Below are 12,452 nucleotides of genomic sequence, written 5' to 3'. Positions count from 1 at the left end.
TGTCCTGTACCGCTAAATCCCGTTTCGGTTGCTCCGGCATGATTAAATATTGTGCAACATTATTTTAACCTGGCGTTTATCCCGATTTTCGTTAAGGCATCTGAAGTGGCGTAATCCCTGCAATACTTAAACCAGTATCATGTGATACGCGATCCCCGGGAGCACATTTTGAACAGGTTACCTTCCAGCGCCTCGGCTCTTGCCTGTACCGCGCACGCACTGAATCTCATTGAGAAGCGAACGCTCGATCATGAGGAGATGAAACAACTTAACCGAGAGGTCATCGATTACTTTAAAGAGCACGTCAATCCAGGTTTTCTGGAGTATCGCAAATCTGTTACCGCCGGCGGGGATTACGGAGCCGTAGAGTGGCAAGCGGGAAGTCTGAACACGCTTGTCGACACCCAGGGACAGGAGTTTATAGATTGCCTGGGAGGTTTTGGAATTTTCAACGTGGGGCACCGTAATCCAGTTGTGGTTTCCGCCGTACAGAATCAACTTGCGAAACAACCTCTCCATAGCCAGGAACTGCTCGACCCGCTTCGCGCCATGCTCGCGAAAACGCTGGCGGCCTTGACGCCCGGCAAGCTGAAGTACAGCTTCTTTAGCAACAGCGGCACGGAATCGGTCGAAGCGGCGATTAAACTCGCCAAAGCGTACCAGTCGCCGCGCGGAAAATTCACCTTTATCGCCACCAGCGGCGCGTTCCACGGTAAATCCCTGGGCGCACTGTCTGCTACCGCCAAATCCACCTTCCGCAAACCGTTTATGCCGCTGCTGCCGGGCTTCCGCCACGTGCCGTTTGGCGACATCAACGCCATGCGCACCGTGCTGAGCGAATGCCGTAAAACCGGCGATGACGTGGCGGCGGTGATCCTGGAGCCGATTCAGGGCGAAGGCGGCGTGATCCTCCCTCCGCAGGGCTATCTGCCCGCCGTGCGTCAGCTGTGCGATGAGTTTGGCGCGCTGCTGATCCTCGACGAAGTCCAGACCGGGATGGGGCGCACCGGCAAAATGTTTGCCTGCGAGCACGAAAATGTTCAGCCGGACATCCTGTGCCTGGCGAAGGCGCTCGGCGGCGGCGTGATGCCGATTGGTGCGACGGTTGCGACTGAAGAGGTCTTCTCGGTGCTGTTCGATAATCCGTTCCTGCATACCACCACCTTTGGCGGTAACCCGCTGGCCTGTGCGGCCGCGCTGGCAACCATCAACGTGCTGCTGCAGCAAAACCTGCCCGCGCAGGCGGAGCAGAAAGGCGACATGCTGCTGGACGGCTTCCGTCAGCTAGGCCGAGAGTATCCGGACCTGGTGCAGGACGCGCGTGGGAAAGGGATGCTGATGGCGATTGAGTTTGTCGATAACGAAACCGGCTATAGCTTCGCGAGCGAGATGTTCCGCCAGCGGGTGCTGGTCGCCGGAACGCTCAACAACTCGAAAACCATCCGCATCGAACCGCCGCTGACGCTGACGATTGAACAGTGTGAGCAGGTGCTGAAAGCGGCGCGTAAAGCGCTGGCAGCGCTGCGAATAAGTGTGGAAGAGGCGTAAAAAATCACCGGGCCTGCAGGCAGTTACAGGCCCGGTTTTTAGCGGTGGAACTCCGCCACCGTCATGGTAAAGCGCAGAACGTTTTTTCCCTCATTGGCATAACCGTGCGCAGCTTCCGTTTTCGCCACCGCCGATTCGCCTGCAGCAACCTGCGTCACCGTCTCGTCCACCGTCAGCGTTAAAACGCCTTCGTTCACGTGCAGCAGCTCAAAGGTTCCCGCCGGGTGCCCCGGAGAGGTAAAGCGCTCTCCCGGCTGCATCTCCCACTGCCATAGCTCAATCATATCCGGGCCTGCCGTTCCCGCCAGCAGTCTGGCGCATCCACCCTGTGCGCCCTGCCACAGCACCGGAATCGCGGCCTCTTCGATAACATGCACCAGCGGCTCGCTGGAGACGTTGACGATATCCGCTACGGAGATGCCGAGCGCGGCGGCCAGCTTGCACAAGATGGCGATACTGGGGTTGGCTGCGCCCTTTTCGATCTCCACCAGCATGCCTTTACTGACGCTGGCCCGGCGGGACAGCTCGTCCAAAGACAGCTTTTTCTCTTTACGCCAGTTGCGGATGCGGTTCGCCACGGCCAGGCTTACCTGGGCAACATCGGCACCCGAATCAGTCATTATATTGACTTTATCAGTCATTGGTCACTACCATGGTATAAAACAGTCAATACAGGATTATTTATGTCTCTCGTTACGCCGTCAATAGATTCGCGTCTTGCCGGGATTGCCCCGGGCTTTCGGGCGCTGAGCATTCTGGTTGAAGCTGCGCCGATTACCCACCCGGAGGTTGCGCCCGCCGCGCTGGCGCAGGCCTGCCAGCAGATGTTGAATGATGATGTGCCGTGGGCTGATGCACATCTTTCAGACTGGGATGAGGTGTTTAAAGCCTTCGGCGCGAAACCGAAACGCACGCCCTGCTCGGCCTCCGCCCTGCGCAAGCGGGTACTGAAAGACGGTTCGCTGCCGTCGCTGGATCCGGTGGTGGATATCTATAACGCGGTGAGCATTCGCTATGCCATTCCGGTGGGTGGGGAAAATCTCGCGGCGTACTCGGGTGCGCCGCGCCTGACGCTGGCAGACGGCAGCGAACCGTTTGATACCTTTAAGGAGGGAGAGCCGGTAGTGGAATACCCGGATGCTGGCGAGGTTATCTGGCGAGACGACCTCGGCGTCACCTGCCGCCGCTGGAACTGGCGACAGGGGGTTCGTACCCGTCTGGACAGCCAGGCACAATCTATGTGGTTTATTCTTGAAAGCCTGCCGTCAATGCCGCTTGCGGCACTGGAAGAGGCAGGAGAAGAGCTGGTCAACAACCTGCAGCGGCTGATGCCGGGAGCCACGGCTCGGGTTCAGCTGCTGACGCAGTAGGAGGACAACACGATGTTTCACGGGTTAAGCGCGTTTCCGTTAACGCCCCTGAGAGAGGGGACGTTTGACGAGCACGCCTTCATCAATCTTCTGCACCCCGTGGTCGACGCTGGCGTGGATTCACTGGGCATTTTGGGCTCAACGGGAAGTTATGCCTATCTGACCGTTGAAGAGCGTGGTCGGATCGCACGCTGCGCGGTGGCGCATGCTGATGACATTCCGGTCATCGTCAGCATCGGCGCATTGCGGCTGGATGATATTCTGCGTCTGGCTGACGACGCACAATCGGCAGGTGTCTCCGGCGTGCTGCTGGCACCCGTGTCGTACCAGCGATTAACGGAAGACGAAGTGTTTCATCTCTATGAAACGGTGACCCGCCAGCTCTCCGTACCGCTGTGCATTTACGATAATCCCGCTACGACCGGTTTTTCGTTTAGCGATGAACTGTTATTTGCCGCCGCGGCCCTGCCGAATATAGGGTCCATAAAGCTTGGCCGCGTGCCGGAGGACCTGTCGCAGGTACGCGCTCGTCTTCCTGATACCGTCACGCTGGGCATCGCCGGTGACTGGCGAGCGGCTTCCGCCCTGCAGGCCGGGTTTGACGTCTGGTACTCGGTGGTCGGCGGGTTGTTTCCGCAAACAGCGCTGGCGATTGCCCGTTCGAAAGAGTCGGCACAATCCGAGCGGCTGGAGCCGCTTTGGGCGCTGTTCCGCCATTATGGTAGTTTGCGGGTGGTAGCGGCAGCGGCAGAAATGCTGGGGAAAGTGGAAACGCCCGCGCTACCCTTCCCCCTTCAGGCTATTCAGGGTGAGCCGCGCGAAGCGCTTGCTACGATACTTGCGGATCTGGCGCTGGCCTGAACAACGCCGGGTGGCGCTAGCGCTGACCCGGCCTACAAAACCTTTATAACGCCTGTTACTCCGGCAACAACCCCACAAAACTGCGTTTCTTACGTGGCTCTGACATCAGCTCTTCGAGCCTATCCACGCACGCCAGGTAATGCGGGGTTTGCTTATGCGCCAGCACCGCCTCTTCGTCTTTATAGGCCTCGTAGATAAAGAACCGGGTCTTCACCCTCGGGTCCTGCAATACGTCAAAACGCAGGTTTCCCGGCTCCTTGATTGCCCCCTCGTGGTTGGCGCGAAACACCTCCAGAAACTCGTCCACCCGCTCGGGCTTGATGTTGATTTCAACCAGCGTCACGTTCATTTTGCTTCTCCCTGTTTCTCTTCCTGCCAGAACTGGAACGCATCGCGGGCGTTCCAGTTCTCGTGAACCACTTTTTTCACCGCCTTCAGCATGGCGAGCGGCGCGCTGGACTGGAAGATGTTGCGACCCATGTCCACGCCGGACGCGCCCTGGTCAATCGCGCGCCAGCACATTTCCAGCGCCTCGTGCTCCGGCAGCTTTTTGCCCCCGGCGATCACAATCGGCACCGGGCAGCTGGCGGTCACTTTTTCAAAGCCCTCGTCCACGTAGTAGGTTTTGACGAACTGCGCCCCCATTTCGGCGGCGATGCGGCTGGCCAGCGAGAAATAGCGTGCGTCGCGCGCCATCTCCTTGCCGACGCCCGTCACCGCCAGCGTCGGCATGCCGTAGCGCGCGCCCGCGTCCACCAGCTTGATGATGTTGTTGATCGACTGATGCTCAAACTCGCTGCCGATATACACCTGCGCCGCCACCGCGCAGACGTTCAGGCGCAGCGCGTCCTCCATCGCCACCGCCACGCACTCGTTCGACAGCTCGCCCAGAATCGAGTTACCGCCCGAGGCGCGCAGCACCACCGGTTTGTTCGTCGCGGCTGGCACCTGGCTCCTGAGGATGCCGCGGGTGCACATCAGCACGTCGGTTTCGCCAAACAGCGGCGCGATGGAGAGATCGATGCGCTCAAGGCCGGTGGTCGGCCCCTGAAAGTAGCCGTGGTCAAAGGCCAGCATCACCGTGCGGTTGCTCTGCGGGTTGAAGATGCGCGCAAGCCTGGACTGCATGCCCCAGTCCAGCGAGCCGCAGCCCTTCAGTGTGTAAGGCACGTTCTGCTGCGGCGTGCCGATGCCAAAATCCTTGCCGTCTTTGATGTCGTCTAAATCAGCCATTTGCTCCCCCGTCAGAAATCGTATTTGCTGATGTTCTCTTTAGTGAACACCACGCGCTCCGGCAGCAGCACGATGCCGTTGCCCTTCGCCTCATACTGGTAACCCTGCACGCTGTTCGGTTCGACCTTCAGCGCGCCGATATTTTTTACGTCCACGCTGTCGCCGACGTTAAGATCGCCTTTTTTCAGCAGGCGATCGGCGACATTGACCACAATTCTGCCCTGTTGCACCACGTCCCACAGGCCGAAGGCTTTCACCGTGCCGCGCTCAACGTACGGACGCATCACGTTCGGCGTGCTGAACCCGACAATCGCCACCCCTTCCCGCTTCAGGTTTTCCGCCGCCTGCGCCGCCGCTGGAAGCGCGTTAGCGTCCGGGGCGATGATCGCATCCAGATCCGGATACGCTTTTAAGATCCCTTCGGCGGTTTGCAGGGATTTGGTGGCGTCGTTATAGCCAAACTGGGTCGTCACGACCTGCCACTGGGGGTGATCTTTCTCGATTTTGGCCTTCGCCTCTTTCACCCACTGGTTCTGGTCGGTGACGGTCGGGCTTGAGTAGAAGAACGCCACTTTAGCGTTCGGTTTGGTGACCTGTTTGCCCGCCATCTCCACCAGCAGGCCGCCAAGCTGCTCCGGCGTCCCCTGGTTGATGTAGATGCTGCGGCACTCCGGTTTGGTGTCGGAATCCCAGGTCAGGACCTTGACGCCGCGCTGCATCGCGCGCTTGAGCGCCGGGCAGAGGCCGTCCGGCGACACGGCGGAGACGATAATGGCGTTATAGCCCTGGTTGACGAAGTTATTGATGAGCTGCACCTGGCCGGAGACGCTCGGCTCGGTCGGGCCGTCGTAGGTCACATCTACGCCGAGTTCTTTCCCCGCCTCTTTCGCGCCGTTGCCGCCGCTGGTGAAGAACCCCACGCCCACCAGCTTTGGGATAAAGGCAATGCGGTCCGCCGCCTGCGCCGAGGCGAAGCTGAGGGCCATTGCCAGGACGAACAGTTTTGTTTTCATCTTACGCTCCGGATAGTTTTCTAAAGAGAGAACGCACCCACTCGCGGTGCAGACTCAGCGAACGTCCCATCACCACCACAACCAGCAGCGCCCCTGACAGCGCGCTCGACACCTGGTTAGGGATGCCGACCATCTGTAAACCCTGCTGCAGGTAGCCCACCAGCAGCGCCGCCAGCGCCGTACCGACCACCGAACCTGACCCGCCGTAGATATTGGCCCCGCCGAGCACGGCGGCGGTGAGCGCGGGCATCAGCAAATCGCGCCCCAGATCCGAACGCGCGGAGCCGAAATAGGAGACCATCACCAGTGCGGCAATGGCGGAGGCCATGCCCACCAGCCCGTACAGCGCGTAGGGCATACCGTTCACCGACAGCGCCGCATAGCGCGCCGCGCGCGGATTCTGCCCAATCAAAAACAGATGACGGCCAAAGCGCCCGCGGTGGGTAATCAGCCAGAAGAAAAACGTAATCACCGCGAACAGCACCAGCGGGATCGGCAGACCCAGCACCGTGAGGTTAGCGAACGCCGTGAAGCCGTCCGGGAAGCCGCCGATGCCCTCGTAGCCCGTCGCCCCCGCCATGCCGGAGAGCAGCAGCGCGCCGCCGCCGTAGAGGTAGAGCGTGCCGAGGGTGATAACCAGCGGGCTGATGCCGGTGTAGTGGATCAGCGCGGCATTAAATAATCCGCACAGCAGGCCGAGCAGCAGCGTCAGCGGAATGGCAACCGCCATCGGCCATCCGGCCTGCATCATCACGCCCAGCGCGATGGCGCACAGGCCGATGGTCGAGCCGAGGGAGATGTCGATCCCGCCGCTGATGATCACCAGCGTAAGCGGCAGCGCCACGATGCCGATGCAGATGAAATCGCTGGTGCTGAACAGCAGCATGTTGATGTCGAGCATGCGCGGGTTGATGGCGCCAAAGAGCAGGATCTCCAGCACCAGTAAAATCAGCAGCGCGCTTTCCCAGTTAAGCCTCATTTACGCCACCTCTTTTTTGCGTTTGGGAAACGGGGTGACGTGCTTTCCCCCTTTGTTACCCGGCTGGAAGCGACCGTACTTCAGCGCCCGCTGATGGCGCGCCAGCGCCTGGCGCAGGCGCCCGTCGAGCACCAGCACGCCCAGCAGCACCAGCCCGGCGATAAAGTCGTTCCACCACGCCGGGAGCCTGAACAACACCAGCACGGTATCGATTTGGGTCAGGAAGAAGGCCCCGAGCAGCGCGCCAACCAGCGTGCCCGTACCGCCCAGCAGCGAAATACCGCCGAGCACGCAGGCGGCGATGGCCTTCATCTCCAGCCCGCTGCCGGTCTGGTTGGGCACAAAGCCAATCTGCGCGGCAAAGACGATCCCGGCGCAGGCCGCCAGCATGCCGTTGAGGGTAAAGGCGATCATGCGGGTGCGGTTCACCGCCACGCCCAGCTGGCGCGCGGCGGCGAGGTTATCCCCCACCGCGTAGAAATCACGCCCGAACGCAGTACGCGACAGCGTCCATGCGCCTGTGGCCGCGATAATCAACGCCAGCATGCCGAGCGGCGAAATGCCGACGGCGGCAGGCTCAGAGAGGGATTTCAGCCCCGGCGGCAGCCCTTCAATCCACTTTCCGCCGGTCCAGAGCAGCATTGCCCCGCGGTACAGCCCCAGCGTGCCGAGGGTGGCGACAATCGCCGGGATGCGCAGCCCCACCACCAGGAACCCGTTGAACGTCCCGGCCAGCGCGCCAATAGACAGCGCGAAGAGAATGGAAACGGGCAGGCTGTAGCCGCTATTAAGCGCCACGCCGACGGCGATGGCGGACAGCCCGACGATGGAGCCGACGGACACGTCGATATTGCGGGTCAGCATCACCAGCGACGCGCCGATGGCCAGCAGGATCAGGATCTGCGAGCTGGCGAAGATCATCCCCAGCGTCTGCAGGCTGAAGTAGGACGGGTTCAGCGCCACCAGCACGGCGAACAGCGCCAGAATGGCGAGAAACGCGCTCAGCTCGCGGTTTTTCAGTAAGGTCTTCATGATTGCCCTCCGAATGCCAGCGCCATCATTCTGTCGAGGCTGACGGCGTGGCGCGGCAGCTCGCCGCTGAGCACGCCCTGATGCATCACCAGCACCCGGTCCGCAAGGCCGGGAAACTCGTCAAGATCGCTTGAGATCATCAGCACCGCCACGTTCTGCGCCGCCACGCTTTTTATCAGCTGGTAGATATCGGCGCGCGCCGAGACGTCCACCCCGCGCGTCGGTTCATCGACGATCAGCAGTAAAGGATTAGCCTCCAGGCAGCGCGCCAGCAGCACCTTCTGCTGGTTGCCGCCGGAGAGCGTGCGCACGTTTTGATCCGCATGGTTGAGCTTGATCCCCAGCGCCCGGTGATAGCGCTCCACCACCGCCGACTCCCGCTTGCGCTGCTGCCAGATAGACGGCTCGTTCAGCGCCACGGTGTTCCAGCGGATCGGCGCGTCGAGGAACAGGCCGGACACCTGCCTGTCTTCCGGCAGGTAGACCAGCCCTTTTTCCAGGCGTGAACTTACCGGATCGTCGGTGATCTCCTGGTTTTCCAGCCAGACGCGCCCACCGCGTACCGGCCGCAGGCCGTAGAGCGTTTCCGCAAGCTCGGTGCGCCCGGATCCCACCAGCCCGGCCAGGCCGACGATCTCTCCGGCGTAGATCTCAAGGCTGAGATCGATAAACCCTTCCCCGGTAAGATCGTCAACGCGCAGCACCGGGAAATCCTGCGGCTGGGTGCGGCGGTTGCCCGGCAGCGCCAGCCACAGCTTTTGCGTATCGCTGAGGGATTTCCCCCGGCTTACCGGCGTCATGGCGGCGATCAGGGCGCTGTCGTCAAACTGCGCGGTTTCGCCGCTCAGCACCACCGCGCCGTCGCGCATCACCGAGACGTGGCTTGAAAGCATGCGGATTTCCGGCAGCTTGTGCGAGATAAAGACAATCCCGACGCCGAGCGCCTGCAGGGCGCGGATCTGGCGGAACAGCCGCTCGGTTTCGCCCGGCGTGAGGGAGGCCGTAGGTTCGTCGAGGATCAGGATCCTCGCGTTGCGCATCAGCCCGCGTAGGATCTCCACCATCTGCTGGTCCGCCACTTCCAGGGTGCTGGCGGCGGCATCGAGGTTAAGCTGGCACTGCAGCTGCTGAAGTTTCTCCGCCAGCCGCTTTTCCAGATCGCGCTCGCGCGGCAGGCGGAACAGGATGTTTTCCCGCACCGTCAGGTTGGGAAACAGCAGCGGCTCCTGCGGCACCAGGTAAATGCCTAACCTGTGCGCCTGTAAGGGCGTGAGCCGCGCATATGACTGCCCCTCGACAGAAAGTTCACCGCTGTCCGGCGTTTCCACCCCGGCGATGATCTTCATCAGCGTCGATTTCCCCGCGCCGTTTCCGCCCATCAGCGCGTGCACCTGGCCCGCAAGCAGCGTGAAATCAATGCCTTTTAGAACCGGCACGCCTGAGAACTGCTTGCTGATATTTCGCGCGTCGAGAAGTGAGGTCATCATCGCTCCGCTATTGAACAAATGATTTTTAGATTTAATAATGTTCAAAAGCGTAGACGGTGAACTATATTTACAACCGTGCAGGGATCACAGTTTTATCGATTGAGATACAGATAAACCAGAAACGATCTAAAAGATCCGTTTTGTCGCGTGGCTCACACTTTCCCTTCGCGCCATCACGAACATATGATCTAAATTTTTATAAGAGTTCAACTATGAGCGATAAACGCACTGCGGAAGAAGGACGGTTTGCCGGGCTGGCACTGGCGGAAGAGGAGCTCGTGGCGCGCGTGGCCTGGTGCTACTACCACGACGGATTAACCCAGAACGACATCGGCGAGCGGCTCGGGCTGCCGCGCCTGAAGATCTCCCGCCTGCTGGAAAAAGGCCGTCAGTCCGGGGTGATCCGCGTGCAGATCAACTCCCGCTACGAGGGCTGCCTGGCGCTGGAGACCGAGCTACAGCAGCGCTTCGGCCTGAAGCTGGTGCGCGTGATGCCCGCGTTAAATACGCCGCCGATGAACGTGCGGCTGGGCATTGGCGCGGCGCAGTCGCTGATGGGCGTACTGGAGCCCGGCCAGCTGCTGGCGGTGGGGTTTGGTGAAACCACCATGAGCAGCCTGCAGCACCTGAGCGGCTTTATCAGCTCGCAGCAGATCCGCCTGGTGACACTCTCCGGCGGCGTCGGGCCGTATATGACCGGTATCGGCCAGCTGGACGCGGCCTGCAGCGTCAGCATGATCCCCGCCCCGCTTCGCGTGTCATCCGCCGAGGTGGCTGGGATCTTAAAACGCGAGACCAGCGTGCGGGACGTGATCCTCGCCGCCACCGCCGCCGATGTCGCAGTGGTCGGCATTGGTTCAGTGAACCAGCGCCGTGACGCGACGATACTGCGCTCCGGCTATATCAGCGAAGGTGAACAGCTGATGTACGCCCGCAAAGGCGCGGTCGGCGACATTCTCGGCTATTTCCTCAATGCCGAGGGCGAGTGCGTCGAGGAGCTGGAGATCCACAAAGAACTGCTGGGCGTCACGCTCGATGAACTGGCGCAGCTGCCCACCATCGTTGGCGTGGCCGGAGGGGAAGAGAAAGCCGATGCGATTTATGCCGCACTGAAGGGTCGCCGTATCAATGGCCTGGTGACGGAGGAGACGACAGCCCGCGCGGTGCTGGCCCTGACGTAACGGGCAGGCCCTGCGCTAACAACGAGGCAAGCTCATGAGTTACCTTTTAGCGTTAGATGCAGGGACAGGCAGCGTTCGCGCCGTTATTTTCGATTTACAGGGCAACCAGATTGCCGTCGGCCAGGCCGAGTGGAAGCACCTGAGCGTGGAGAACGTGCCGGGATCGATGGAGTTCGACCTCGAGACCAACTGGCGGCTGGCCTGCCGGTGCATTCATCAGGCGCTGGAGCGCGCGCGCCTGAGCGCGGCGGATATTCAGTCCGTCGCCTGCTGCTCGATGCGCGAAGGGATCGTGCTGTACGACCGCAACGGCGAGGCCATCTGGGCCTGCGCCAACGTCGACGCCCGCGCCAGCCGCGAGGTGGCCGAACTCAAAGAGATCCACGACGACCGTTTTGAATCCGAGGTGTATGAAGTTTCCGGCCAGACGCTGGCGCTGAGCGCCATGCCGCGCCTCCTTTGGCTGGCGCACCATCGTCCGGATATTTACCGCAAGGCCGCGACCATCACCATGATCAGCGACTGGCTGGCGGCGAAGCTCTCCGGCGAGCTGGCGGTCGACCCGTCTAACGCGGGCACCACCGGCATGCTGGATCTGTTTTCCCGCGACTGGCGTCCGGCGCTGCTCGACATGGCCGGGCTGCGCGCCGATATCCTCTCCCCGGTGAAAGAGACCGGCACCGTGCTGGGCGCTATCACCAAAGAGGCCGCGCAGCAGAGCGGCCTGCGCGAAGGCACGCCGGTGGTGATGGGCGGCGGCGACGTGCAGCTGGGCTGTCTGGGGCTGGGCGTGGTCCGCGCCGGGCAAACGGCGGTGCTGGGCGGCACCTTCTGGCAGCAGGTGGTCAACCTGCCGCAGGTGCGCACCGACCCCGAGATGAACATCCGCGTGAACCCGCACGTTATTCCCGGCATGGCGCAGGCGGAGTCGATCAGCTTCTTTACCGGGCTGACCATGCGCTGGTTCCGCGACGCCTTCTGCGCCGAGGAAAAGCTGATTGCCGAGCGGATGGGGATGGACACCTACTCCCTGCTGGAAGAGATGGCGAGCCGCGTACCGGCAGGCTCCCACGGGGTGATGCCGATATTTTCCGACGCGATGCATTTTAAGCAGTGGTACCACGCCGCGCCGTCGTTTATTAACCTCTCCATCGACCCGGAAAAGTGCAACAAAGCGACGCTGTTCCGCGCCCTGGAGGAGAACGCGGCGATCGTCTCGGCCTGCAACCTGGCGCAGATCTCGCGCTTCTCCGGCGTGACGTTTGAGAGCCTGGTGTTTGCGGGTGGCGGGGCCAAAGGGGCGTTGTGGAGCCAGATCTTAAGCGACGTGACCGGGCTGCCGGTGCGCGTGCCGGAAGTAAAAGAGGCGACGGCGCTCGGCTGCGCGATTGCCGCTGGCACCGGCGCGGGTCTGTTTGCGGATATGGCCTCGACGGGCGAGCGGCTGGTGAAGTGGAGCCGCGAGTTCACGCCAAACCCGCAGCACCGCGAGCTGTACGACGGCATGATGCAGAAATGGCAGGAGGTGTACGCCGACCAGCTTGGGCTGGTGGACAGCGGGCTGACGACGTCGATGTGGCAGGCACCGGGGCTAGTGCGGACATCCCCCTCACCCCGGCCCTCTCCCTGAGGGAGAGGGAGATTACGTCCCCTCTCCCCGTGGGAGAGGGTTAGGGTGAGGGCATCAGGCCACACCAATATTTGAATTCCATCACAATCACTGCATTCGCCTTTTCCCTTTTACTCCC

The 12,452-nt window shown here is 61.5% G+C and carries 12 protein-coding genes; 5 read left to right on the top strand and 7 right to left on the bottom strand.

Translation table 11 applies throughout. The features are described from left to right. Positions 1–168: 168 nt before the first annotated feature. Positions 169–1,548, top strand: coding sequence for a putrescine aminotransferase (gene ygjG / locus BJ885_RS14035; protein ID WP_183128634.1), 1,380 nt, complete (start codon positions 169–171; stop codon positions 1,546–1,548). A gap of 38 nt (positions 1,549–1,586) precedes the next feature. Here ygjG and BJ885_RS14030 read toward each other — a convergent pair whose 3' ends face one another. After that, complete coding sequence (locus tag BJ885_RS14030; protein ID WP_063439561.1) at positions 1,587–2,189, bottom strand: helix-turn-helix domain-containing protein; 603 nt, start codon at positions 2,187–2,189, stop codon at positions 1,587–1,589. A gap of 42 nt (positions 2,190–2,231) precedes the next feature. Between BJ885_RS14030 and BJ885_RS14025 the strand changes: the two genes are divergently transcribed. Next, entirely contained in the window at positions 2,232–2,918 is a 687-nt protein-coding gene (locus BJ885_RS14025; protein WP_121932154.1) for a B3/4 domain-containing protein, read from the top strand. A 12-nt stretch (positions 2,919–2,930) separates the two neighbouring features. Beyond that, positions 2,931–3,779, top strand: a complete 849-nt coding sequence (locus BJ885_RS14020) for a dihydrodipicolinate synthase family protein (protein ID WP_121932153.1) — start codon at positions 2,931–2,933, stop codon at positions 3,777–3,779. 55 nt (positions 3,780–3,834) lie between these two features. Here the strand turns inward: BJ885_RS14020 and lsrG are convergent, their stop codons facing one another. The 6 genes from lsrG to lsrA are packed head-to-tail and all read right to left on the bottom strand — an operon-like array spanning position 3,835 to position 9,520. Further along, on the bottom strand, positions 3,835–4,128 hold the full coding sequence (gene lsrG, locus BJ885_RS14015; RefSeq protein ID WP_023333521.1) for a (4S)-4-hydroxy-5-phosphonooxypentane-2,3-dione isomerase: 294 nt from the start codon (positions 4,126–4,128) through the stop codon (positions 3,835–3,837). Then, the gene (gene lsrF / locus BJ885_RS14010) at positions 4,125–5,012 is read right to left on the bottom strand and encodes a 3-hydroxy-5-phosphonooxypentane-2,4-dione thiolase (RefSeq protein WP_029741387.1); all 888 of its coding nucleotides are present in this window, start codon (positions 5,010–5,012) and stop codon (positions 4,125–4,127) included. The genes lsrG and lsrF overlap by 4 nt, the downstream gene beginning before the upstream one ends. 11 nt (positions 5,013–5,023) lie before the next feature. Further along, positions 5,024–6,025 carry an autoinducer 2 ABC transporter substrate-binding protein LsrB gene (gene lsrB / locus BJ885_RS14005; protein ID WP_121932152.1) on the bottom strand — a complete coding sequence of 334 codons (1,002 nt, stop codon included), beginning with the start codon at positions 6,023–6,025 and terminating at the stop codon, positions 5,024–5,026. Between the two features lies 1 nt (position 6,026). Further along, positions 6,027–7,004: an autoinducer 2 ABC transporter permease LsrD gene (gene lsrD / locus BJ885_RS14000; RefSeq protein WP_121932151.1), complete on the bottom strand. Its 978-nt coding sequence runs from the start codon at positions 7,002–7,004 to the stop codon at positions 6,027–6,029. Then, the gene (gene lsrC, locus BJ885_RS13995; protein ID WP_121932150.1) at positions 7,005–8,036 is read right to left on the bottom strand and encodes an autoinducer 2 ABC transporter permease LsrC; all 1,032 of its coding nucleotides are present in this window, start codon (positions 8,034–8,036) and stop codon (positions 7,005–7,007) included. Further along, positions 8,033–9,520 carry an autoinducer 2 ABC transporter ATP-binding protein LsrA gene (lsrA, locus tag BJ885_RS13990; RefSeq protein ID WP_121932149.1) on the bottom strand — a complete coding sequence of 496 codons (1,488 nt, stop codon included), beginning with the start codon at positions 9,518–9,520 and terminating at the stop codon, positions 8,033–8,035. Before lsrA ends, lsrC begins: the two co-directional genes overlap by 4 nt. A 215-nt stretch (positions 9,521–9,735) precedes the next feature. Here lsrA and lsrR point away from each other — a divergent pair, with 215 nt between their 5' ends. Together lsrR and lsrK are read left to right on the top strand one after the other, a co-directional pair. Beyond that, entirely contained in the window at positions 9,736–10,704 is a 969-nt protein-coding gene (gene lsrR, locus BJ885_RS13985; protein WP_010435856.1) for a transcriptional regulator LsrR, read from the top strand. Positions 10,705–10,738: 34 nt separating this feature from the next. Beyond that, on the top strand, positions 10,739–12,334 hold the full coding sequence (gene lsrK, locus BJ885_RS13980; protein ID WP_047646400.1) for an autoinducer-2 kinase: 1,596 nt from the start codon (positions 10,739–10,741) through the stop codon (positions 12,332–12,334). Positions 12,335–12,452 lie beyond the last annotated feature (118 nt).

Origin of the sequence: Enterobacter sp. WP_7_1 (assembly GCF_003688535.1) — a bacterium.
GTDB lineage: Bacteria > Pseudomonadota > Gammaproteobacteria > Enterobacterales > Enterobacteriaceae > Enterobacter > Enterobacter asburiae.
The sequence above is the reverse complement of the archived record's forward strand: the minus strand, read 5'-3'. Positions and strand labels throughout refer to the sequence as shown.